21 protein-coding genes and 1 tRNA gene are annotated in these 21976 nt (G+C 70.7%); 10 read left to right on the top strand and 12 right to left on the bottom strand.

Features of this window, described 5'->3' with window-relative positions; all coding sequences use genetic code 11:
* Positions 1 to 19: 19 nt before the first annotated feature.
* The 4 genes from ACFVQG_RS24675 to ACFVQG_RS24660 all read left to right on the top strand — a co-directional run bounded on the left by ACFVQG_RS24675 (position 20) and on the right by ACFVQG_RS24660 (position 3819).
* Entirely contained in the window at positions 20 to 904 is an 885-nt protein-coding gene (locus ACFVQG_RS24675; protein ID WP_383387351.1) for an aminoglycoside phosphotransferase family protein, read from the top strand.
* A 118-nt stretch (positions 905 to 1022) separates the two neighbouring features.
* A complete protein-coding gene (locus ACFVQG_RS24670; protein WP_383388083.1) occupies positions 1023 to 1628 on the top strand; it encodes an RNA polymerase sigma factor in 606 nt (201 codons plus the stop codon).
* On the top strand, positions 1621 to 2589 hold the full coding sequence (locus ACFVQG_RS24665; protein WP_383387349.1) for a CU044_5270 family protein: 969 nt from the start codon (positions 1621 to 1623) through the stop codon (positions 2587 to 2589). The genes ACFVQG_RS24670 and ACFVQG_RS24665 overlap by 8 nt, the downstream gene beginning before the upstream one ends.
* 45 nt (positions 2590 to 2634) lie before the next feature.
* Complete coding sequence (locus ACFVQG_RS24660) at positions 2635 to 3819, top strand: phosphatidylserine/phosphatidylglycerophosphate/cardiolipin synthase family protein (RefSeq protein ID WP_383387348.1); 1185 nt, start codon at positions 2635 to 2637, stop codon at positions 3817 to 3819.
* 44 nt (positions 3820 to 3863) lie between these two features.
* Here ACFVQG_RS24660 and ACFVQG_RS24655 read toward each other — a convergent pair.
* Positions 3864 to 3941: transfer RNA gene (locus ACFVQG_RS24655), tRNA-Thr, on the bottom strand.
* Between the two features lie 214 nt (positions 3942 to 4155).
* On the opposite strand from ACFVQG_RS24655, the gene ACFVQG_RS24650 reads away from it, so the two are divergent.
* The 3 genes from ACFVQG_RS24650 (at position 4156) to ACFVQG_RS24640 (ending at position 6709) form a co-directional block, all read left to right on the top strand.
* Positions 4156 to 5244, top strand: a complete 1089-nt coding sequence (locus tag ACFVQG_RS24650) for an ABC transporter ATP-binding protein (protein WP_383387346.1) — start codon at positions 4156 to 4158, stop codon at positions 5242 to 5244.
* Positions 5245 to 5472: 228 nt separating this feature from the next.
* Entirely contained in the window at positions 5473 to 5928 is a 456-nt protein-coding gene (locus tag ACFVQG_RS24645) for a hypothetical protein (protein ID WP_383387344.1), read from the top strand.
* A gap of 46 nt (positions 5929 to 5974) precedes the next feature.
* Complete coding sequence (locus ACFVQG_RS24640) at positions 5975 to 6709, top strand: NDP-sugar synthase (protein ID WP_383387342.1); 735 nt, start codon at positions 5975 to 5977, stop codon at positions 6707 to 6709.
* A 114-nt stretch (positions 6710 to 6823) separates the two neighbouring features.
* Here ACFVQG_RS24640 and ACFVQG_RS24635 read toward each other — a convergent pair whose 3' ends face one another.
* The 6 genes from ACFVQG_RS24635 to ACFVQG_RS24610 form a co-directional block, all read right to left on the bottom strand.
* Positions 6824 to 8557 carry a DoxX family protein gene (locus tag ACFVQG_RS24635; RefSeq protein WP_383387340.1) on the bottom strand — a complete coding sequence of 578 codons (1734 nt, stop codon included), beginning with the start codon at positions 8555 to 8557 and terminating at the stop codon, positions 6824 to 6826.
* A 117-nt stretch (positions 8558 to 8674) separates the two neighbouring features.
* Positions 8675 to 9613, bottom strand: a complete 939-nt coding sequence (rlmB, locus tag ACFVQG_RS24630; RefSeq protein ID WP_383387338.1) for a 23S rRNA (guanosine(2251)-2'-O)-methyltransferase RlmB — start codon at positions 9611 to 9613, stop codon at positions 8675 to 8677.
* A gap of 95 nt (positions 9614 to 9708) precedes the next feature.
* Complete coding sequence (gene cysS / locus ACFVQG_RS24625) at positions 9709 to 11109, bottom strand: cysteine--tRNA ligase (protein ID WP_383387336.1); 1401 nt, start codon at positions 11107 to 11109, stop codon at positions 9709 to 9711.
* Between the two features lie 89 nt (positions 11110 to 11198).
* Positions 11199 to 11699 carry a 2-C-methyl-D-erythritol 2,4-cyclodiphosphate synthase gene (ispF, locus tag ACFVQG_RS24620; RefSeq protein WP_383387334.1) on the bottom strand — a complete coding sequence of 167 codons (501 nt, stop codon included), beginning with the start codon at positions 11697 to 11699 and terminating at the stop codon, positions 11199 to 11201.
* A complete protein-coding gene (gene ispD, locus ACFVQG_RS24615; RefSeq protein WP_383387332.1) occupies positions 11689 to 12501 on the bottom strand; it encodes a 2-C-methyl-D-erythritol 4-phosphate cytidylyltransferase in 813 nt (270 codons plus the stop codon). Before ispD ends, ispF begins: the two co-directional genes overlap by 11 nt.
* Positions 12502 to 12863: 362 nt before the next feature.
* Positions 12864 to 13346, bottom strand: a complete 483-nt coding sequence (locus ACFVQG_RS24610; RefSeq protein WP_003953493.1) for a CarD family transcriptional regulator — start codon at positions 13344 to 13346, stop codon at positions 12864 to 12866.
* A gap of 615 nt (positions 13347 to 13961) precedes the next feature.
* Here ACFVQG_RS24610 and ACFVQG_RS24605 point away from each other — a divergent pair.
* Positions 13962 to 14627, top strand: coding sequence for a DUF461 domain-containing protein (locus ACFVQG_RS24605; RefSeq protein WP_383387330.1), 666 nt, complete (start codon positions 13962 to 13964; stop codon positions 14625 to 14627).
* Positions 14628 to 14695: 68 nt separating this feature from the next.
* On the opposite strand, the gene ACFVQG_RS24600 is transcribed toward ACFVQG_RS24605, so the two are convergent.
* Positions 14696 to 15376, bottom strand: coding sequence for a response regulator transcription factor (locus ACFVQG_RS24600; protein ID WP_030829297.1), 681 nt, complete (start codon positions 15374 to 15376; stop codon positions 14696 to 14698).
* Entirely contained in the window at positions 15373 to 16665 is a 1293-nt protein-coding gene (locus ACFVQG_RS24595; RefSeq protein ID WP_383387328.1) for a sensor histidine kinase, read from the bottom strand. The genes ACFVQG_RS24600 and ACFVQG_RS24595 overlap by 4 nt, the downstream gene beginning before the upstream one ends.
* Before the next feature lie 358 nt (positions 16666 to 17023).
* On the opposite strand from ACFVQG_RS24595, the gene phoU reads away from it, so the two are divergent.
* Together phoU and ACFVQG_RS24585 are read left to right on the top strand one after the other, a co-directional pair.
* On the top strand, positions 17024 to 17725 hold the full coding sequence (gene phoU, locus ACFVQG_RS24590; RefSeq protein WP_383387326.1) for a phosphate signaling complex protein PhoU: 702 nt from the start codon (positions 17024 to 17026) through the stop codon (positions 17723 to 17725).
* 410 nt (positions 17726 to 18135) lie between these two features.
* Positions 18136 to 18384: an SCO4226 family nickel-binding protein gene (locus ACFVQG_RS24585; RefSeq protein WP_383387324.1), complete on the top strand. Its 249-nt coding sequence runs from the start codon at positions 18136 to 18138 to the stop codon at positions 18382 to 18384.
* A 27-nt stretch (positions 18385 to 18411) separates the two neighbouring features.
* Here ACFVQG_RS24585 and ACFVQG_RS24580 read toward each other — a convergent pair whose 3' ends face one another.
* Genes ACFVQG_RS24580 through ACFVQG_RS24570 form a run of 3 tightly spaced genes read right to left on the bottom strand, consistent with a single transcriptional unit; the run spans position 18412 to position 21929 of the window.
* Positions 18412 to 19173, bottom strand: coding sequence for a hypothetical protein (locus ACFVQG_RS24580; protein WP_383387323.1), 762 nt, complete (start codon positions 19171 to 19173; stop codon positions 18412 to 18414).
* Positions 19170 to 19658, bottom strand: a complete 489-nt coding sequence (locus tag ACFVQG_RS24575) for a hypothetical protein (RefSeq protein WP_383387321.1) — start codon at positions 19656 to 19658, stop codon at positions 19170 to 19172. Before ACFVQG_RS24575 ends, ACFVQG_RS24580 begins: the two co-directional genes overlap by 4 nt.
* Before the next feature lie 6 nt (positions 19659 to 19664).
* On the bottom strand, positions 19665 to 21929 hold the full coding sequence (locus ACFVQG_RS24570; protein ID WP_383387319.1) for a glycoside hydrolase domain-containing protein: 2265 nt from the start codon (positions 21927 to 21929) through the stop codon (positions 19665 to 19667).
* Positions 21930 to 21976 lie beyond the last annotated feature (47 nt).

Raw genomic sequence — 21976 nt, 5'->3', positions numbered from 1 at the left:
CCCGGATACAGTCCCGTAGGTGATCGAGATCCCGGCGGAACTGGCGGCCACCCAGACCCTCTACAACGGTGCCGCGGGCCGCGACTTCATCGCCGCGCTCCCCGGTCTCGCCGCCCGCTTCCTCGACGCGTGGGCGCTGCGGCCGGACGGCCCGTCGATGTACGGCGTGTGCGCGCTGGTCCTGCCCGTGCTGCGCGACGACGGCACCCCGGCCGTCCTCAAGCTCCAGCTCCCCGACGACGAGAGCGCGGGCGAACCCCTCGCCCTGCGCGCCTGGAACGGCGACGGGGCGGTACGGCTGCTCGACCACGACCCGGCCACCGGCACGATGCTGCTGGAACGCCTCGACCCGGCCCGCGCGCTCTCGGACCTGCCCGACGTCCACGAGGCGACCCTGACCATCGCCCGCCTGCTGGCCCACCTGACGGCCACCGGGGCCCCGCCCGGTCTCCGCCGCCTCGCCGACATCGCGCCCGCCCTGCTGGAGCGCACCCCGCCCGCCCTGGCCCGGGTCCCCGACCCGGCGACCCGCGCCCTGCTCGCCGACTGCGCCGCCGCCCTGCGCGAGGTCGCCGACGAACCCGGCGACCGCCTCCTGCACTGGGACCTGCACTACGACAACGTCCTCGCCGCCGACCGCGCCCCCTGGCTGGCCATCGACCCCAAGCCCCTCGCGGGCGACCCGGGCTTCGAACTCCTCCCGGCCCTGCACAACCGCTACGACCCGGCCGACGTCCGCTGGCGCTTCGACGCCATGACCGACACCCTCGCCCTGGACCGCCCGCGCGCCCGCGCCTGGACCCTCGCCCGGGTCCTGCAGAACTGCCTGTGGCAGACGGAGGACGGCCATCCGCTCGCTCCGGAGCAGTTGGAGATCGCCCGCACCCTGAGGCACGCCGTGTGATCCAGGTCACGTCGCGGAGTGGAACTCGGTCGCGGCCATCGGCGAACAGCAGATGACCACGGGACGGCTTTCGAGGGAAACGAAACGACATGAACCGAAGAGGCAAGGCGTGACACTCATGCCGGGCGCCGCCGCCTCCGCCAGGGCGACGGCCGCGTACGGCGAGTGCGACGGCGCGGTCATCGAACGGTCCTGGGACACCCCCGACGCGTTCGCCGTGATCTTCGACCGGCACGCCGACGACATCCACCGCTACATCGCCCGGCGGCTGGGCCCCGACACCGCCGACGACCTGATGGCGGAGACGTTCGTCATCGCGTTCCGCCACCGTCGGCGCTACGACCCGTCCCATCCGCACGCCCGGCCCTGGCTGTACGGCATCGCCACCAACCTGATCGGCCGCCACCGCAGGGACGAGGCCCGCCGCCTGCGCGCGCTGTCGCGCATGGCGTCCCTGTCCGACGGCCGGGACGGCCACCAGCACACCCCCGACCACGACGTCGGCGGCGCCCTGGCCGACGCCCTCGCCACGCTGCCCGCCCGCCACCGCGACGTCCTGCTGGTCATCGCCTGGGGCGACCTCGACTACGCCGAGGCCGCGCGGGCCCTCGGCATCCCCGTGGGCACCGTGCGCTCCCGCATGCACCGCGCCAGGACCAGGCTCCGCCGGGCCCTGGGCGCGGCCGACCATCCCGCACCCCAGAAGGAGACCGACCGTGGATGAGCTGACGATGGTGCGCGAGTGGGAGACCGAAGGACCCGGCCCCTCGCCCCGGGCCCGCGCCGCCGCCCGGGCCCGGCTCCATGCCGCCATGGCGGACGAGTCCCGCACGGTGGCGTCCCGTGGCCGCGCGCTGAGCCGACGGCTGGTGTTCCGCGCCTCGCTCGCCGGTCTGACCGCGACGGCGGTGGGCGTCGCCGTCGTGGTGGCCCAGGACACCGGCGACGGCCACGCGCCCCGGATGGACGAGGCCAGCGCGGCGGAGGTGCTGCGCGGCGCCGCCGAACGCACCCGCGCCCTGGGCAGCGACCTGCCGGTCCCGCGCGACGACCAGTTCCTCTACACCAAGACGTACGTCGAGCGGACCCCGGTCAAGGGCGGCAGGACCCGCACCTGGACCGACGAGAGCTGGATGTCGGTGGACGGCTCCCGGACGTCCCGGCGGCAGGAGTACGGCAGGGTCCACCACGACCCGCCGCTCGGCGAGCACGAGGTGGCCTGGCCGCCCACCGTCTACTCCAAGCTCAAGAAGTGGCCGACCGACCCCGACGAACTCCTGGCCGCGCTGCGACTCGGCCACGCCCACACCACCGTCGGCGACGCCAACACGTTCCTCAACGCCTGCATGCTGATGCGCGGTCCGCGCGTGATGCCCCCCGGCCTCCAGGCCGCCGCCTTCGAAGCGCTGTCCAAGCTCCCCCGGGTCCGCGTGGACCGCCACGACACCGACGTCCTCGGCCGCAGCGCCGTCGGCGTCTCCCACCCCAAGTCGACCTTCACCTTCCTCTTCGACCGCACGACGTACGACTACCTGGGCATGCGGCTGAAGGGCAGCGTCGCGAAGAAGGTGAACGGCGAGTGGATCCAGACCGGCTGGTACTACGAGACCCGCACCCAGACCGACATCCAGGTGGTCGACCGCATCGGACAACGTGGCCGGGCCTCCGCATCGGCCGCGTCCTGACGCGCGCCAGCCCTCGTTGTACGGTACACGCCATACAATCCGCGCGTGATCTCTCATAAGTCCGCGTTCAGGCGGAATCCCCTGGCAGGCCTGCTGTTGTTCATCCTGGCGCTGCTGACCACGATGGTCTCGGCGCCCCCCGCCTCGGCAGCGACGACCAGTGACTGCGAGACCTCGGTGTCCGGCCGCTACGAGACCTGCTTCATCTACGGCGGCGGGACCGAGGACCGCCTGCTGGTCACCAAGATCAAGGGCAAGATCGACGCCACCGCCGACGCGGCGGCGGCCGGGGAGACGGGCAACTACATCCGGGTCGCCGTCTACAACTGGTGGGTGAGCGGCGGCGGCTGGGACATCGCGGCCTCGCTCGTGCGGGCCCAGCAGAGCGGTGTGAGCGTCCGCGTGGTGGTCGGCCCCTCGGAGGGCACCGTCATCAACTACCTCAAGAGCAACGGCATCGACGTCACCTACTGCGCCGACGCCTGCATGACCGAGGGCAGCGGCGCGATGCACAACAAGTTCTTCCTGGTCAAGAAGGGCGACACCAAGCTGGTCATCCAGAGCTCCAGCAACCTGAAGGACAGCCAGAACACGCACGCCCAGAACCTGCTGATCAGCCGCGACGACGACGCCCTGTTCTCCGCCTACGTCAACTACTGGCGCCGCCTGTTCGCCAAGGACTGGACGTACGACGGCGTCACCTGGGGCACCAACGCCTCAAGGACCATCGACGGCACCAACGACCTGTCGAAGGCGTACTTCTTCCCCCAGCCCGGCGCCACCCGCGTCGCCGACGTCCTGGGCAACGTCTCCGCCTGCCAGTCCGGCAGCGACCGCATCTGGATAGAGGCCAGCGAGTTCGACTCGACGTCCTACTCGAAGGGGATCGTCGACCAGCTCAACCGCCTGCGCGGCATCGGCTGCGACATCAAGGTCATCGTCCAGAAGCAGGCGGGCTACGACATGCTGCGCGGCTACGGCATCCCGGCGACCGACATCCACTGCGACGGCTGGAGCCACAACAAGCTGCTCCTCATCGACGCGAAGTACGCCGGTGAATGGCGCAAGCCGGTCTTCGTCGGCTCCTACAACCTCACCGAGAACTCGGCCTGGCGCGCCAACGACGCGATGCTCCGCGTCATCGACGGCGACGTCACCAACCGGTACATCAACCAGTTCCAGCACCTGTGGATGAACCCGCGCGCCTGCGACGGCGCCGGGGTGGAATAACACCCACGCCGGGTTGCCCGGTCCCCCCGGGCAACCCGGCCCACTGGAGCCCCCTGTCGGATTCGAACCGACGACCTGCTGTTTACAAGACAGCCGCTCTGGACCAGCTGAGCTAAGGAGGCACGCACGCGCGCGTGACGCCGTGCCCGTGCAGTGTACCCAGCTCCCGGCCGGGCCCCCTCGAAAATTTCCGCGAAGTTCACAGGCCTCCGGGTACTGACAGAACAGGTGAACGCCAGGTACCGTCCGAAAGCCAGTCCGCATCCGTGGACTACACCACCTTCCTACAACGGATCGTCCGGCACGTTCCTGCCGGTAGAAGGGGGCCCATTCACCATGGCCACAGTCACGTTCGACAAGGCGACCCGGATCTACCCGGGTTCCACCAAGCCCGCCGTCGACGGCCTCGACATCGAGATCGCGGACGGTGAGTTCCTCGTCCTGGTCGGCCCGTCCGGTTGCGGCAAGTCCACCTCCCTGCGCATGCTCGCGGGCCTGGAGGACGTCAACGGCGGCGCCATCCGCATCGGTGACCGCGACGTCACGCACCTGCCGCCGAAGGACCGGGACATCGCCATGGTGTTCCAGAACTACGCGCTCTACCCGCACATGTCGGTCGCCGACAACATGGGCTTCGCCCTGAAGATCGCGGGCGTCAACAAGGCGGAGATCCGGCAGAAGGTCGAAGAGGCCGCGAAGATCCTCGACCTCACCGAGTACCTGGACCGCAAGCCGAAGGCGCTCTCCGGTGGTCAGCGCCAGCGTGTCGCCATGGGCCGCGCCATCGTGCGTGAGCCGCAGGTCTTCCTCATGGACGAGCCGCTGTCCAACCTGGACGCCAAGCTGCGTGTCTCCACCCGTACGCAGATCGCCTCCCTCCAGCGCCGCCTGGGCATCACCACCGTCTACGTCACCCACGACCAGGTCGAGGCCCTGACGATGGGCGACCGCGTCGCGGTCCTCAAGGACGGTCTGCTCCAGCAGGTCGACACCCCGCGCAACATGTACGACAAGCCCGCCAACCTCTTCGTCGCCGGGTTCATCGGCTCCCCCGCCATGAACCTGGTCGAGGTCCCGATCACCGACGGCGGTGTGAAGTTCGGCAACAGCGTGGTGCCGGTCGACCGTGACGCGCTCTCCGCCACCACCGACAAGACGGTCACCGTCGGTGTCCGCCCCGAGCACTTCGACGTCGAGGGCGCCGACTCCGACCAGGGCCTCGCGGTCACCGTGAACGTCGTCGAGGAGCTGGGCTCCGACGCCTACGTCTACGGCACCGCGAAGGTCGGCGACGAGTCCAAGGACCTCGTCGTCCGCGTCGGCGGCCGCAACGTCCCGGAGAAGGGCAGCACGCTGCACGTCGTCCCGCGCCCCGGCGAGACCCACGTGTTCTCCACCTCGACGGGCGCACGCCTGTCCGACTGAGCACGCCGTAACCGGCAAAGCCGGGTGATTCACCCAGGTTGACGAAACGGGCCCCGCGGATCGCCGCGGGGCCCGTTTCGTAGGCATTCGGTTGTCGACAAATACCCCGGCACACCGCTCATTTCGAGCAGTGTGCGTCAACCCCGCACCCCGGAGGAGCCACCTTCCCGTCCCCCGATACGGTGACCAAATGTCGCCAAATCATTACCGGGCGCTACCCTCACTCGCGTGAAGCACTCCACCATCCAACAGACGCGTCGCGGCCAGGGCCCCGCCCGCCGGATCGGCCGCACCCTCGCCCTCGTCCTGCCCGTCGTCCTGGTGCTCTCCGGGACCCTCGCGGTCACCCGAGTCAACTGGTCGGGGAACACCTCGCACCCGGTGCTCACCGCGGCGGACGCCTCGGCCTCCAACGCCTCCTCCCGTGCCGCCGCCCGCGCCCCGTACCAGGTGCTCCAGGACCGACTCCTGACCGAGCTACAGGCCAAGGACCCGGGCGTCGCCCTCACCCACCTCCAGCAGGCGGTCAACGAGAGCCCCTCGCTCGCCCGGCACTGCGCCGCCATCGCCCGCGCCCTCGGCCGAGCCGCGGTCCGGGTCTACGGCCCCACCCGCGCCCAGTCCTACGCCCGCCCGGTCTGCGACACCGCCTTCGCCTCGGGCGTCGCCGCCGCCCACAGCTGAACCCCCGCCGGAAGGCCGCGCGCGGAACGCCCTCTACGCTTCGGGCATGACTGCTCCGAACGCCGCCGCGGCCAGGCCTGTCCAAGCCGTCATCCTGGCCGGTGGCCAGGGTTCCCGGCTGCGCCCGTACACCGACGACCGGCCCAAGCCGATGGTCGAGATCCCCGGCACCGGGACTCCGATCATCGGCCATCAGCTCTCCTGGCTCGCCGAGGAGGGCGTCACCGACGTGGTGGTCAGCTGCGGCCATCTCGCCGAGGTGCTCCAGGACTGGCTGGACGCCACCGACCTGCCCGTCTCCGTCACCACCGTCGTGGAACCGGAGCCCCTCGGCCGCGGCGGCGGCCTCAAGTACGCCGCCGCCCGCCTCCCCCACCCCGACCGGCCCTGGTACGCCACCAACGGCGACATCTGGACCCGCTTCCCGCTGCGCGACATGGCGGACTTCCACACCGAGCGCGACGCCGTCGCCACCCTCGCCCTGGCCCGCCCGCGGCTGCCGTGGGGCGCCGTGCAGACGGACGGCTTCGGCCATGTCACGGACTTCATAGAGTCCCCGCCGTCCACGTTCGAGATCAACGCGGGCGTCTACGTCTTCTCCGCCGGGTTCGCCGCACTCCTCCCGGACCGCGGCGACCACGAACGCAGTACGTTCCCCCAGCTCGCCCGCGAACGCCGCCTCGCCGGTTTCCCGCTCCCGCAGGGCGCCTACTGGCGCGCCATCGACACGGCGAAGGACCTCACGGAGGCGGCACGGGAACTGGCGGCGCTCAAGCACTGAAAGCGGTGCGCCACAGGGGCCCCCACCGCACGCCACAGGGGCCCCACCAGCGCGTGGGACCCCTGTGTCGCCGTACAGCCAGTCGGCCAGTCGGCCGGTGAGCCGGTGAGCCGGTCAGCCCAGCAGCCCTCCGACCAGCCCCGGCCCGGACGTCGACTCGCCGTCGCTGGAGCCGGTGCCCGTGCCGCCGGTGGGATCGCCGCCGCCGCTCGTCGCGGCGCCGCCGGAGGTCGGCCCGGAGCTGGTGCTCGGCGCCTGCTGTTCCGGGGAGGACTGCTGCGGCGGGGCCTGGCCCGCGGTGCCCTGGGTCTGGCTGGGGGCGCCGCCGGTGACCGTGCCGGTGTCGCGGGTGGCGTCCGGGGAGGCCGCGGCGCCCGCGGTGGGCGCGGCCGAGGAGGCGCCCTGCGTGGCGCCCTGGGTGGGCGAGGAGGCGCTCGCCGACGGGGACTGGCCGCGCCGCTCGCTGGGGCTCTGCGGCAGCGGGGAGCCCGGCAGTTCGTTGCGCGGGGCCTCGCCGGGCCCGGGGACGACCACCCGGTCCGCGTCGCGCACCGCGCCGCCGAGCAGCGAGCCGATGAGCAGGGTGAGCCCGGTCGCGATGGTGGTGACGAGGAGACCGCGGCGCAGCACGTACTGGCGCAGCTCCCAGATGTCGGCGCGTGGCCCGAGCCGCCGCCAGGCGCCGGCCGCGAGCCGCCCGTCGACGGAGTACACGGGCGCCCCGGCGATGATCAGCGGGGACCAGGCGGCGAGATAGATGATGTCGGGGGTGTCGTAGGCGGGGACGCTCTTCCAGCTGACGGTGACCAGCAGCGCGGCCGACAGCAGCGCGCCGACCACGGCGGCGACCCGCTGCCAGCAGCCCAGGACCGTGAGCACGCCCACGATGACCTGGAAGAAGGCGATGACCAGGCCGGAGCCGACGGGGTGGTCGAGGGCGAACTGCCGCAGCGGCTCGGCGACTTCCCAGGGGTGCAGGGTGTTGAGCCACTTCACCATCGAGCCGCGCTCGCCGCCGTCGAAGTACACGGGGTCGCAGAGCTTGCCCATACCGGCGTAGATGGAGATGAAGCCGAGGAAGACGCGCAGCGGGAGCAGGACGACGCCGAGGTTCATCCGGCGGCCGGGGTAGTAGGCGTGCCGGGCGGGGTCGTCACCGCCCGGCTTGCGGCGGGCGCCCTCGGGGGTCTCGAAGTCCGCGTCGTCGTAGGAGGGTTCGCCGTACGGGGATTCGCTGTACGGCGATTCGTCGTACGGGGATGCGTCGTAGGGGCGTTCGTCGTGGGCCGCCGCCTCGCGCTCGTCGTCGGCGCTGGTGACGGTGCGCATGTGCGGCAGCAGCCGGGTCGCGTCGCCGGGGCCGCGCTGGGCGCCGACGACGGGTGTCTCGACGGTCTGGACCAGTTCGTCGTCGTAGCCGCCGCCGTAGCCGCTCTGGTAGCCGGTGTCGGCGTCGACGCGGGGGATGACCTGGGTGGCGCCGGTGTCGGAGGCGGGTTCGTCGGCGGGGCGGACGCCCGCACCGCGCACGGCCTGGAGCAGGCGGTGCGCGCCGGTGTCGTCGGGGAGCGACCGGCCGCTCCAGACGACCGGACGGCGCCTGGCGCCCGTACTGGTGCCGACGACGGGCATCCGGGCGGTGTCCGCGGCGGCGCTCGCGTGTCGTGCGATCCGCGGGAGTTGGGGCGCCCGCGAGGACGCGCCCAACTGCACGCGGAAGCTGGCGTGATTGACGATGACCTGCGCCGGATCGCTCGGCACCTTCACCATGCTCAGCGCGGGAGCGTCGTCGAATCCCGACGAGCGGTCCCCCGTGGGTGTGCGGGGTGTTCTGGTGTCCACACTCATCTAACCGAGTGACGTGTGTTTAGGACACTGCTTTGACTTGGGCGAACTGTCCGGACCCCGTCAAGCTCGCCCTCAACGCCCGGATTACCCCGTACGGGTGATACGCCGCACGGGCGTTCAGGCGCGGCGCCGCGCCGCCTCGTACAGCACGATCCCCGCTGCCACACCGGCGTTGAGCGACTCGGCGCCGCCCGGCATCGGGATCCGCACCCGGAAGTCGCAGGTCTCCCCGACCAGCCGGGACAGCCCCTTGCCCTCGCTGCCGACGACGATGACGACGGGCCCGTCCAGCGCCGCCAGCTCCTGCACCTCGGTCTCACCGTCGGCGGCGAGCCCGACGACCACGATCCCGGCCTTCTTGTACGCCTCCAGGGCCCGCGTCAGATTGGTGGCGCGCGCGACCGGCGTACGCGCGGCGGTACCGGCGGACGTCTTCCAGGCACCCGCCGTCATCCCGGCCGCACGCCGCTCCGGTACGACGACACCGTGGCCGCCGAAGGCAGAGACGGACCGCACGACGGCACCGAGGTTGCGCGGGTCGGTCACCCCGTCGAGGGCGACGATCAGCGGGTCCTCGCCCGCGTCGGCGGCGGCACCGGCGAGGTCCTCGGGGTGCGCGTACTCGTACGGCGGCACCTGGAGCACCAGGCCCTGGTGGTTGAGCCCGTTGGTCATCCGGTCAAGCTCCGGGCGCGGCGCCTCCATCAGGTTGATGCCGCCGCGCTCGGCGACGAGCTGGAGCGCCTCGCGCACCCGCTCGTCGTTGTCGATGAACTGCTGCACGTAGAGCGTGGACGCGGGCACGCCGCCGCGCAGCGCCTCGACGACGGGGTTACGGCCGACGACCAGTTCGGACGGCGCCTTGCCGGTACGGCGCTGCGGCGCGCGGACCTGCGCCCGGCGCGCCTTCGCGGCGGCGGCCCGCTGCTTGACGTGCCCCTTGCGCATCTCGGCGGGCGGGGTGGGCCCCTTGCCCTCCAGGCCCCGGCGCCGCTGGCCGCCACTGCCGACCTGCGCGCCCTTCTTGCCGGACATGCGACGGTTGTGAGCGGCCATGATCTACCTGTCTGTAGTGAGTACGTGCGTCTTGTGTCTGAGGTGAAGTGTGCCGCCCGCCCGCGCGGACGGCACACCCGATCACCCGGGGCCGGTCAGCCCTGCCCGCCGAGGGTCCACCGGGGGCCCTGCGGGCTGTCCTCGATGACCAGCCCGGCGTGCTTGAGCTGATCGCGGATGGCGTCGGCGGTGGCCCAGTCCTTCCGCCCCCGAGCGGACTCCCGCTGTTCGAGGACGAGTCTTACTAGGCTGTCGACGACCCCGTGCAGTTCCTCGCCCCGGTCGTCGCCCCCGGTCCACCGCGGGTCGAGCGGGTCGAGGCCGAGGACGCCGAGCATGGCCCGGACCTCGGCGAGGCGGGCGACCGCGGCGTCCTTGTCGTCGGCGGCGAGGGCGGAGTTGCCCTGCCGGACGGTGGTGTGCACGACGGCGAGCGCCTGCGGGACGCCGAGGTCGTCGTCCATGGCGTCGGCGAACGCGGGCGGCACCTCGGCGGCGGGCTCGACGGCACCGGCCAGCTCGACGACGCGCTGCACGAAGCCCTCGATGCGGGAGAACGCGGCATCCGCCTCGCGCAGGGCCTCCTCGCTGTACTCGATCATCGAGCGGTAGTGCGGGGTGCCCAGGTAGTACCGCAGCACGATCGGCCGCCAGTGCTTGACCATCTCGGAGACGAGCACCGAGTTGCCGAGCGACTTGGACATCTTCTCGCCGCTCATGGTGACCCAGGCGTTGTGCAGCCAGTACCGGGCGAACTCGTCGCCGTAGGCCTTGGCCTGGGCGATCTCGTTCTCGTGGTGCGGGAAGATCAGGTCGAGGCCGCCGCCGTGGATGTCGAACTCGGTGCCCAGGTACTTGTGGGCCATGGCGGAGCACTCCAGGTGCCACCCCGGCCGCCCCCGCCCCCACGGCGTCTCCCAGCTGGGCTCACCCGGCTTCGCCGCCTTCCACATGGCGAAGTCGCGCGGGTCCCGCTTGCCGGTCTCACCGGCGGAGGAGGGCTGCTGGAGGTTGTCCAGCTCCTGGTTGGAGAGCTTCAGGTAGTCCGGGAAGGACCGCACGTCGAAGTAGACGTTCCCGTCGGCCTCGTAGGCGTGCCCGCGCTCGATGAGCCCGCGCATCATCTCGACCATCTCGGTGATGTGCCCGGTGGCCCGCGGCTCGTACGTCGGCGGCAGGCAGCCGAGCGCGGCGTACCCGTCGTTGAACGCGCGCTCGTTCTCGTAGCCGATGGCCCACCAGGGCCGCCCCTGCTCGGCGGACTTGGTGATGATCTTGTCGTCGATGTCGGTGACGTTCCGCACGAACGTCACCCGGTAGCCGCGGTAGTCGAACCACCGCCGCAGGATGTCGAAGTTCAGGCCCGACCGGATGTGCCCGATGTGCGGTGCGGCCTGCACGGTGGCACCACACAGGTAGATCGAGACACAGCCCGGGGTGAGCGGGGCGAAGTCACGGATCTGCCGGGCGCTGGTGTCGTACAGGCGAATAGTCACCCCTCCAGGGTAGTGGGCCCCGACCAGTGCCCCGGCCGATTTCCTCCCAGCCGCGACACCGCTCGGGACTCGCTCCCGGACCCGGTGGGCTACGCCACCCGCGCCACCAACGCCGTCGCCACCGCCATCAGGCCCTCCCCCCGTCCCGGGAACCCCAGCCCGTCGGTCGTGGCGCCGGAGACGGACACCGGGGCACCGGCGGCCTCCGACAGGACCTTCTGGGCCTCCTCGCGGCGCTTGCCGATCTTCGGGCGGGGGCCGACGACCTGCACGGCGATGTTCCCGATCCGAAAGCCCGCCGCGCGGACGATCCGTGCCGCCTCGGTGAGCAGCGCGACGCCGGACGCACCGGCCCACTCGGGCCGCCCGGTGCCGAAGTGCTGGCCCAGGTCACCGAGTCCGGCCGCGGAGAAGAGGGCGTTGCACGCGGCGTGCGCGACCACGTCCGCGTCGGAGTGCCCGGCCAGCCCGGCGCCCTCGCCCTCCCACCTCAGCCCGGCGCACCACAGCTCCCGGCCCTCCTCGAAGGCGTGGATGTCCGTGCCGATGCCCACCTGGGGCAGCATCACCGCCGTCGGTTCAGAAGCCATCGTTGAGCCTCCTGCGCGCCAGAACCGCCTCCGCCAGGACGAGGTCCAGGGGCCGGGTGACCTTGAACGCCTCCTCGTGCCCGGGTACGACCACCACCGGCACGCCCAGTTGCTCGACCATCCCGGCGTCGTCGGTGACCTCGCCGGTGGCGCTCTCGTGCGCCCGCAGCAGGGTCTCCCGGTCGAAGCCCTGCGGTGTCTGCACCGCCCGCAGCCGTGCCCGTACCGGTGTGGCCACGACCGCCTCCGCCTCCCCCGCGACCGCGGCGGGCTCGACCTCCTTCACGGTGTCCGCCAGCGGTACAGCGGGCACCACGGCCGGTGCCCCGCCCCGCACGGTGTCGATCACCTGGTCCACGGTGTCCACCGGGACCAGCGGGCGCGCCGCGTCGTGCACCAGCACGATGTCGTAGCCGGGCGGCAGCGCGTCCAGGCCGAGCCGCACGGACTCCTGCCGGGACTGCCCGCCGGGCACCACCAGGAAGTCGGTCCGCTCGGGCAGGGCGTGCGCGTCGAGCAGCGACTTGACCTCCGCGGAGCCGTCGGGCGGGGCCACGACCACCACGAGGGACACGGCACGGGACGCGGCCATGGCCCGCACCGCGTGCACCAGCATCGGAGTGCCGTTCAGCGCGCGCAGCGCCTTGGGGGCGCCCGGGCCGAGCCGCACGCCCTTCCCCGCGGCCGGGATCACCGCGGCGGTACGGGCCTGCGTACGCGTGTCCGCATGGGCCTCCGTACGGGCTTCTTGAGCGGCCTGCGAACCAGTTCCCGCAGGCGAAGGGCGCGAATCGTCAGACATCGGTTCCTGTCAGGTTTGTGTGCTGGCCTGGCGTGGGTATGGCCTGGGCGTACCCCGTGCTCCTGGAGCGCGGGGAGTGCCGGGCGCGACGCCTTGACCGGACCCTTCCGTGACACTGGTCGAGCCAACTGCCCGGGCCCGGCACACCAAGTATCGGGGGCGGGAATTCCAGCCAAACCCCTGGCGTACGGAGTGCGCCCCCGAGGCATGCCGCCCAGGGAATCCGGGGACCCCGAAAGCGGACATGCCGCAGCGCCCGGCGACGACAGCCAGTTCTATGTCATCGTCATCGGGCACCGCGGCATTTCGACTGGTGCTGCTGGTGAACTGCTATGGAATAGGCGTGGGCTGCCTGCCACGCGTCAGGACGCGAGAACCTCGTCGAGCAGGGCCTCGGCCTTGTCCTCGTTGGTGTTCTCCGCGAGGGCGAGTTCGCTGACCAGGATCTGCCGGGCCTTGGCGAGCATTCGCTTCTCACCGGCGGAGAGTCCGCGCTCGCGCTCACGACGCCACAGGTCACGCACTACTTCCGCGACCTTGATGACATCGCCGGAGGCGAGCTTCTCCAGATTTGCCTTGTACCGACGCGACCAGTTCGTGGGCTCCTCGGCGTACGGCGCGCGCAGCACCTCGAAGACCCGGTCCAGCCCGTCCTGACCGACCACATCACGTACGCCGACGAACTCCGCATTGTCCGCTGGCACACGTACCGTCAGGTCACCCTGGGCGACCTTCAGCACCAAGTAGGTCTTGTCCACGCCTTTGATCTGGCGAGTTTCGATGGCCTCGATCAGCGCGGCCCCGTGATGGGGATAGACCACGGTGTCGCCAACCTTGAACGTCATGTGACAGGTACCCCTTCCGTGGCTATCCAGGGTAACACGGATACGGCGTCTTCTGAATGGCGTTTTCGCAGGTCAGGGCATATCTCGGGGCTTGACAACAGCGACAGGAACGTGCTTCGCGGCCCCCGCGGAACAAGGTATTCGCAGGTCGGAGCCGCTGTCCGGGGCACGGGAAACGCATGCGTTACACACCCCCGACCCCCCTGCCAAGTGGCTGAACATCCCGATATGTCCGCTTCCAAACGATCGACTTCCGCTACTCCGTTCGGCTCGCGGAGCCGGGCGGGAGACGATTCCGGAATTGATCACAAGGGCTTCACCGATCCCCGCTGATCACCCCCTTCTCCCGTTGATCAATTCCGGGTCACAGGCGGTGCATTCCTTCACCGGGTTTTTGCTCGGCATTGCCCCACGGGGCTTATGTGAATGGCGGACGGGTGACAGCTCCGAAGTGACCGCGGTGACACCGCGGCGGGAGGTGAGCCACCGGGACACCCCGGTAGGGAGGGTCGGGTGCGGCGGCCGGGGAACGGATCGGTAACCTGGGGCCGCTGACAGATCCTTAGGGCGGCTTTACAGGACAGCCGCCCCTGCGTTCAAGGAGTTGCCGCCGCCGTGAGCAGCAGCCTTCGACGCGGCGCCCTCGCCGCTTCCGCCATCGCGTTCTCGATCGCCTCGCTCGCCGCCTGCGGCGCCGGCAACAACTCCCAGACTCTGGAGATCAAGCCGGACAACGCGGCCACCAGCGTCGGGGACATCAAGATCCAGAACGCCGTGGTCATCACCCAGCCCGAGGCGGAGGCGACCGGCCCGGCCGCCATCTCCGCCACCGTCTTCAACAGCGGCTCCAGCGCCCAGACCCTGGACTCCATCACCGTGGACGGCGTCGGCGGCCCGGTCGAGCTGTCGCCCGCGCAGGGCAAGGGCGGACTGACCGTCCCGGCCGGCGGCTCGGTCATCATCGGCGGCGAGGGCAACGCCTCGGCGGTCCTCCCCGACGGCGCCAGCCTCACGGACGGCGACGCCCACAAGGTCACCTTCGCCTTCAGCAAGACCGGCGAGGTGGTCCTGGACGCGTTCATCGTCCCGGCCGAGGGCTACTACGCCTCGTGGGGCCCGAGCGCCACCCCGGAGGCCCCGGCCACGGAGGAGTCGCCGGAGGCCACCGAGACGGGTGAGACCGGCGAGACCGAGGAGCCGGGCGGGGACACCAACTCGCCGGAGGCGCCCGAGACCGGCACGGCCACCGAGACGGCCACCGGTGAGGCTTCCGGCCACTGAGCGCCGTACGACGAAGGGCGGGACCTCCACGGAGGTCCCGCCCTTCGTCATGGTGGCGCGGATACGGCCTACGGCTCGAACTTGTAGCCCAGACCCCGCACCGTCACCAGGTACCGCGGCGCGCCCGGGTCGGGCTCGATCTTGGCGCGCAGGCGCTTGACGTGGACGTCGAGGGTCTTGGTGTCGCCGACGTAGTCGGCACCCCAGACGCGGTCGATGAGCTGCATACGGGTGAGCACACGGCCCGCGTTGCGCAGCAGCATCTCCAGCAGGTCGAACTCCTTCAGCGGGAGGTCGACCTTGGTGCCGCCGACGGTGACCACGTGCCGGTCGACGTCCATGCGGACCGGACCGGCCTCCAGGGCCGCCGGGGCCACCTCCTCGGGCTCGCCGCGGCGGCGCAGCACCGCGCGGATGCGGGCGACCAGCTCCCGCGAGGAGAACGGCTTGGTGACGTAGTCGTCGGCTCCTATTTCCAGCCCGACAACCTTGTCGATCTCGCTGTCCTTGGCGGTCACCATGATGACGGGAACATTCGAACGGCCGCGCAGCTGACGGCAGACCTCGGTACCCGGCAGGCCGGGCAGCATCAGGTCGAGGAGGACGAGGTCGGCGCCGTTGCGCTCGAACTCGTCGAGTCCGTCGGGCCCGGTGGTCGCGACCGCGACCTCGAAGCCCTCCTTGCGGAGCATGTACGACAGGGCGTCGGAGAAGGACTCCTCGTCCTCGACGACGAGCACACGGGTCACGGAAGGACCTCCGGAGCGGGAAGTGTTTCGTACGGGGGTGAGTCAGGGGACGGCGAACGGGTTGAGTCGGCGGACTGACCGGCGCCGGCGTCGTCGTCCTCGTCGTCGACGGCGGGGTGCTGGTGGGCCCGGTCACGGGCGGCGCCCGCCTCCGGCAGCCGCAGGGTGAACGTGGAGCCCTGTCCCTCGGAACTCCACACCGTGACCTCCCCGCCGTGCGAGGCGGCCACGTGCTTGACGATCGCCAGCCCTAGCCCCGTACCACCGGTGGCACGGGAGCGGGCCGGGTCGACCCGGTAGAAGCGCTCGAAGATGCGCTCCTTGTCCTTGTCGGAGATGCCGATGCCCTGATCGGTCACGGCGACCTCGATCATGTCCCCGCCGGTCGCGGCGACCCGGCGGGCGGCTATGCCGACGCGGGTGCGGGCCGGTGAGTAGTTGACGGCGTTCTCCACGAGATTGCCGAGTGCGGCGGCGAGCTGGCCGCGGTGGCCCCAGACGTGCAGATCGGCGGTGCCCCCGGTGGCCATGGTGATCTGCTTGTTGGAGGCGGTGTGGCGGCAGCGGTCGATGGCCTCGGCGACGAGTTCGTCCACGCGGACCGGCTCGGCGTCGTCGAGGGGGTCGTCGTTCTGCACCCGGGAGAGGTCGATCAGCTCCTGCACCAGGTTGGTCAGCCGGGTCGCCTCTATCTGCATCCGCCCGGCGAAGCGTTCCACCGCCTCGGGGTCGTCGGAGGCGTCCATGACGGCCTCGGAGAGCAGGGAGAGCGCGCCGACCGGGGTCTTCAGCTCATGGCTGACGTTGGCGACGAAGTCCCGGCGGACCGCCTCTATCCGGCGGGCCTCGGTGAGGTCCTCGACCAGCAGCAGCACCAGCCGGGAGCCCAGCGGGGCGACGCGGGCGGAGACGGCGAGCGCCTCGCCGCGGCCGGAGCCGCGCCGGGGCAGGTCCAGCTCGACCTGCCGTATCTCGCCGTCCCTGCGGGTGTCGCGGGCCATCTGGAGCATCGGCTCGACGGCCAGCTTGCCGCCGCGGACCAGTCCCAGCGCGTACGCGGCCGAGCTGGCCTTGACCACGGCGTCCGCCTCGTCGAGTACGACGGCGGAGGAGCGCAGCACCGAGAGCACGGTGTCCACGCCCGGTGGGAGCACCGGGTCGGTGTGCAGGGAGGTCCGGGTGGGGCGTTTCAGGTCGCGCTCGCTCCAGCGGAACGCCAGCATGGCGATCACGCCGGTGAGTACCCCGGCGATCGCTGCCGCTGCGGCGACCGCCGCGTTCACGTCCATGCCTCCAGGTTAGGCATGCCGCACGCGGTGCCTACAGTCGTCCGAGCACCAGCTCGAACACTCGTCGCCCAGAGTTCACCTTGGAGCCAGTACTGATTCATTTGGGATGGAAGAAACGGACGCGTGCGGGCCGGAACGTGGGAGCGTGGGGGGAGCGGCACCGGTTTCACCATGGGCTTTGCGGACCATGAGGAGACCGGGGGCCGGGCCGAACCGGATCCGCCGGGTCCGGTCGGCAGGACCCTTCGGACCCCTTCCGGGATGTCTCCGGATCCCCCTCCGGACCCTTTCCGGGGGCCCGCAGAGATGCCAGAAGGTGTCCGAAACCACCCGAAAGAGACGTACGAGAGGAACCCTGATGCGGGACGCGTACCACGAGGAACTGGACTCGATCGGCGACGGACTGGTCGAGATGGCCCGGCTGGTCGGGTCGGCGATCGGGCGCGCCACCACGGCGATCCTCGACAGCGATCTGAAGCTGGCCGAGAACGTGATCGAGGCCGACAAGCGGGTCGACGAACTCCAGCACGAGCTGGAGGCCCGTGCGATAGCGCTGCTGGCCCGGCAGCAGCCGGTGGCGACGGATCTGCGGATAGTGGTCACCTCGCTGCGGATGTCCGCCGACCTGGAGCGCTCCGGCGACCTGGCCCAGCACGTGGCGAAGCTCGCGCGGCTGCGCTTCCCGGAGCGGGCGGTCCCGCACGACCTGCACGCCACCATCCTGGAGATGGGCCAGCTCGCCCAGCGGCTGATGGCCAAGGCCGCCGAGGTCATCGTCACCAAGGACGTCGACCTGGCGCTCCAGCTGGAGCAGGACGACGACGCGATGGACCTGCTGCACCGCACCCTCTTCCAGCACCTGATGGACGACCGCTGGAAGCACGGCATCGAGACGGCCGTCGACGTGACGCTGCTGGGCCGCTACTACGAGCGGTTCGCCGACCACGCCGTGTCGGTCGCCAAGCGGGTCGTCTTCCTCGTCACGGGCGAGCACGCGGACGAGCTGCAGCAGGACACCCAGCCGGAGATCCAGGCGGTGCCGGCGGTCGAGGAGGCCTGAGCAGCGCGTTCCCGGGGGCCGGGGCGCGCGCGAGCCACTGTGCGCCGTTGATGCGCCCAGTGGAGCGGGCATGCAATGGGCAAGGCACCGCGCCTTAACGGGCACAGGTGCAGGTATCGGCACCGGCCTCGAGGAGGACCCGACCATGCCCGACTCCCCCGCCACCCCGCCCGCCCCGACCCCTGACCCCACCCAGCAGCACCCGACCGAGCAGCCCGCACAGCCGCGGAGCCTGCCGCTCCTCGCGGCCTGCGGCTGTGGTTCGGGCTGCGGGTGCGGCTGCCAGTCGGGCGGCCCCTGTCAGTGCGGCTGACCCCGTGCGGCTGACGGGGGCCTGACGTCCCGGTCGCCCCTCCTCCTCCCCGGGCGCAGCATGGAAGTACGACGTGTGGAGGAGGAGGTGTCAGGCCATGCCCCAGTTCATGGACGTCCACCACGGGATGAAGGGCATCACCGCCGACCAGCTGCGCGAGGCCCACAACGCGGACCTCGCCCTGGAGAAGGACGAGCAGGTCCACTTCGAACGCGCGTGGGCCGATCCCGAGTCCGGCACGGTGTACTGCCTGTCCGCGGCGCCCTCGGCCGAAGCGGTCCAGCGCGTCCACGAACGCGCGGGGCACAAGGCGGACGAGGTCCATCCGGTGCCGCTGTCGATCTGAGGCCCCTGCGGTGTCGGCCGCCGTGGGTCACTGGTAGCGGGCGGCCCTGCGGCGTCGGCTCGGCTGGGCCGTGTCGACGAGGGTTCCGGCGGCCAGCCCGGAGGTGGTTCCCCAGGTGCGGAGCCTCTCCGCGACCTTCGCCAGGCGGGGGGAATCGGGCCGCGCGGTGAGGTAGAAGAGGCCTTCGTAGGGGCGGTGGCGGTCGTCGCCGCCCCAGCGGACGATGCCCTCGGTGTCGGCGATGATGTCCCGGATCACGAGCCGCTGGGCCGCGGTGAAGCCCCCCGTCGCGCCGGGCGGGTAGGAGCCGGGCCGGATGACCACGGCGGTGCCCGACGCCCGGTTCGACTCCGGGGAGCGGCTGTCGCGGACGCTCGACGGTGCCACCCAGCCCTCCACCGGCCGGGGTTCGCCGTCGCGGCCGAGGGCGTCGACCTCGTAGTGGAAGCGCCGGACCACGTGCACCAGCACCGTTTCCACGTCGCCCACGCGCACGGCCACGGTCAGTCCGGTGCCGGGCACGGAGCAGGTGGCGATGTCGCCGCCCGCGTCGACCTCCTTCTGCATGTCCCACCGGTTGGCGGACGGGCGGCCGGTGAGGACGCGGCGGTCCCGGGCCTTGGCCCGGCGCAGGGCTTCCTTCAGTTCCTCGTTGGGGAAGGGCTGGGGTGACGGCGGCTGGGGCGCCGCGACGGCCGGGGACGAGAGGCCGAGGAGGCCGGTGGACACGAGGCCCGCTCCGGCGGCTGCGGTGAGGGCGGTTCTCCGGGTGATGCCGGTGACGTTCAACTGACGCGTTCCCTTCTGGGTGGGTTGACCTGCCTGCGCTGGAGGACGGCCGAGGTGACGGCGGCCATCCCGGCCAGCGGCAGCAGCACGGCGATGGACGGATTGACGTAGTCGGGAACGACGATGGGGAAGCTGCGTCCGTCCGACATGTGGCAGACGAGCCGGAGCGGCAGGAAATCGCCCTCGGCCTCCCGCAGGGTGACGCCTCTTTCCAGGTCGCTCAGGGTGAAGCAGTCCTCTCCGCCCGCCTTTCCGGCCCGCAGGAAGACATGGAGACATCCCCAGACGTAGAGGGCGAGTGACGCGGTGGCGAAGAGGAGGGAGAGGTCGCGCCAGCGGGTCGCCGGGGTGGCGGCGCGGCGACGACGCCGGGTGACCGCCGAGCCCAGGTACACGGCGAGGGCCACCACGGCGACCAGTCCGCCCATGACGACGGAGACCAGCACCAGGCCGTTGTGGCCGGTGGCGGCGGCTGCCGTGGTCACGGTGGCTCAGGCTTCCCGGATGACGCGGTTGTACTTCTCGAATATCGCGTAGAGCGGCATACGCAGCCTGGCGTCGGTCTCGGCCACGGATCCCGACCCCTGGTAGCGGCGCAGGACCTCGTAGGTCTCGTCGTCGGTGTAGTCGAGTGACGGTCGGCGCATGGGGGTTTCCTCGACGATGTCCCCCATCTTTCCGTCCGCGCCCCAGATGTGCAGATGCGCGACGCTGGCCAGGTTGAAGGCGTTGTCCTGGTTGACCTTCTGCCAGTTCGCCCAGACGTCCGCCTCCTTGGCCGGGTCGAGGACCGAACCCTCGAGGAGACCGGACTGGATGGAGTTGTTCCGGGCGCGGATGCAGCTGCGGCTTTTCATCTTGGCGACGCCGGTGGCGCTGTCCGTCAGCTTGTTGATGACGGGAAGTCCCTGCGCCCAGTCGGGAATCGCCCCGGTGTAGTACCAGACGACTCCGGCGTCCTGTGCCACGTCCACCTGGCTGTAGTGGCAGAACTCCCAGAACGCGGAGGTCTGGATGAGGGCCTTGCGCATCCGGTATCTGCGGGCCGCCGAGGTGATCACGTCGTCGTGCGCGATGATCGTCTCCAGGCACTGCCTCCTGGTGTAGACGTAGCCGTTGCCCGATTCCCCGCCGCTGGTCGGCCTGCCGATGGCGGCCATGTAGTCGTCGATCTCCTTCAGGAACGCCTCCCAGTAGGCCAGGCTGAAGCCGATGTCGAGCTTCTGGGCGGGCGGGGCGTCGAAATCGCCCTGGCCGGTGTCCCGTCCGGAGGCGATGTTGTTGTCGATCTCGATGAGGCCGTCACCCGAGCCGACCGTCTTGGTGACGATCTGGTCGAAGGCCCAGTTCTCCGGCATCGAATAGCCCAGGTTCCCGGAGAATCCCGAGGACATGTCGGACACGAAACTGGTGCCCGCGTATCCCGCGTCGGACACCCGGGAACAGGCGTTGCGCGGCCCGTAGATACCGATCCGGTACGGGCTTCCCATCCGGTCCATCTGGTCCTTGATGGACTTGAAGTACGGCAGGATGTGCGAGGTCACCTCGTCGTTGACCGCGTCGTAGTCGACGGCGAAGTAGATCCTGGTCCCCGGCTTGAAGCCGTGTTCCTCGGCCTTGTAGGCGGCGTTCATGCAGTCGGCGACGCCCTGTTGGACGCTGTAGTAGTCGACCGAGCGCGCCCAGGTCTGGTAGATGGGGAAACAGCGCAGGCCGTACTGCTTGATCGTCGCCAGTTCTCCGGGCTGGATCTCCTTCTCGGGCAGATCACCGTTCGGGAAGGGGTTGTAGAGGTATCGGCCGATGTATTTGTAGCCCGCGCTCTTGAGCGCCTGCGCCCGTGCCGGGGTGATCTTCGTGACGCCGTCGCACGCCTCACCCTGACGGGACTGGTCGCCGTAGGAGACCAGCAGGGAGGACCAGGTCTGGAAGTCGCCCTTTCCGGTCACGGGAAGTTTGACGAATGCCTGGAACTCCCGGACGGCGCTTTCCAGCACGGCCTGGAAGGAGTCCGACATCCAGGCCGGGCGCTTGTTCAGCTCCATGGCGGCGGAGAAGAGACGCACCCATACGCCGGTGTCGCCGAGGGACACCGTGTGGTTCTTCAGGCCCGCCTGTGTTCCCGGGCCGAAGACCCCGTTCGCGACGCCGTCCGCCATGCCCAGCTCGTACTGGATGGCGTACAGCATGGACTTGGCCACGTCGCGGGAATGGTGGCCGTCGCACGGGATGACGTAGAAGTCCTTGCGCAGCAGGTAACGCCCGTTCAGCCACTGCTGGATGAGCCGTACGCTGCCGGATCCGCCGTTGACGGTGACATAGGCGTCCATGTTGAACAGGCCCTTGACCAGCTTCGGCCACAGGGCGTCGTCGGGATAGGTGGCGCTGACGCCCATGTCCAGTTTCAGCTTGCGCACCGCCGCCTTGACGCGGTCGTTGTACGTGCCGTCGATTCCGCCGCCGTCGTAGCCCTTGCAGTAGAGGCCGGACTGGATGATCCGGCAGAAGTTGGCCGACGGGATGGTGGTGTCGTCGAGCTTGCCGTATTTCTCCGCGATCGCGGCGAGCGTGGCCGGGCCGAAGTTGTTGGACAGGGAGGTGATGCCCATCTCGTACTGCAACGCCCGGGTGAGGGCGTACATGACGGGCCAGCCGGTCTGGCCGTTCTCCGTCAGCTTCGAGATGCCGAGTGTGGCGCCGTTGTTGTAGGTGGTGTTGATGAATCTCTGGGCTTGCAGCACCATCTCGTCGGCCATGGAATTCCTTTCGGAGAGACTGCTGGGGGTGGGTGACGGGGGTTGCG

Source organism: Streptomyces sp. NPDC057877, from assembly GCF_042796855.1.
GTDB lineage: Bacteria > Actinomycetota > Actinomycetes > Streptomycetales > Streptomycetaceae > Streptomyces.
The sequence above is the reverse complement of the archived record's forward strand: the minus strand, read 5'-3'. Positions and strand labels throughout refer to the sequence as shown.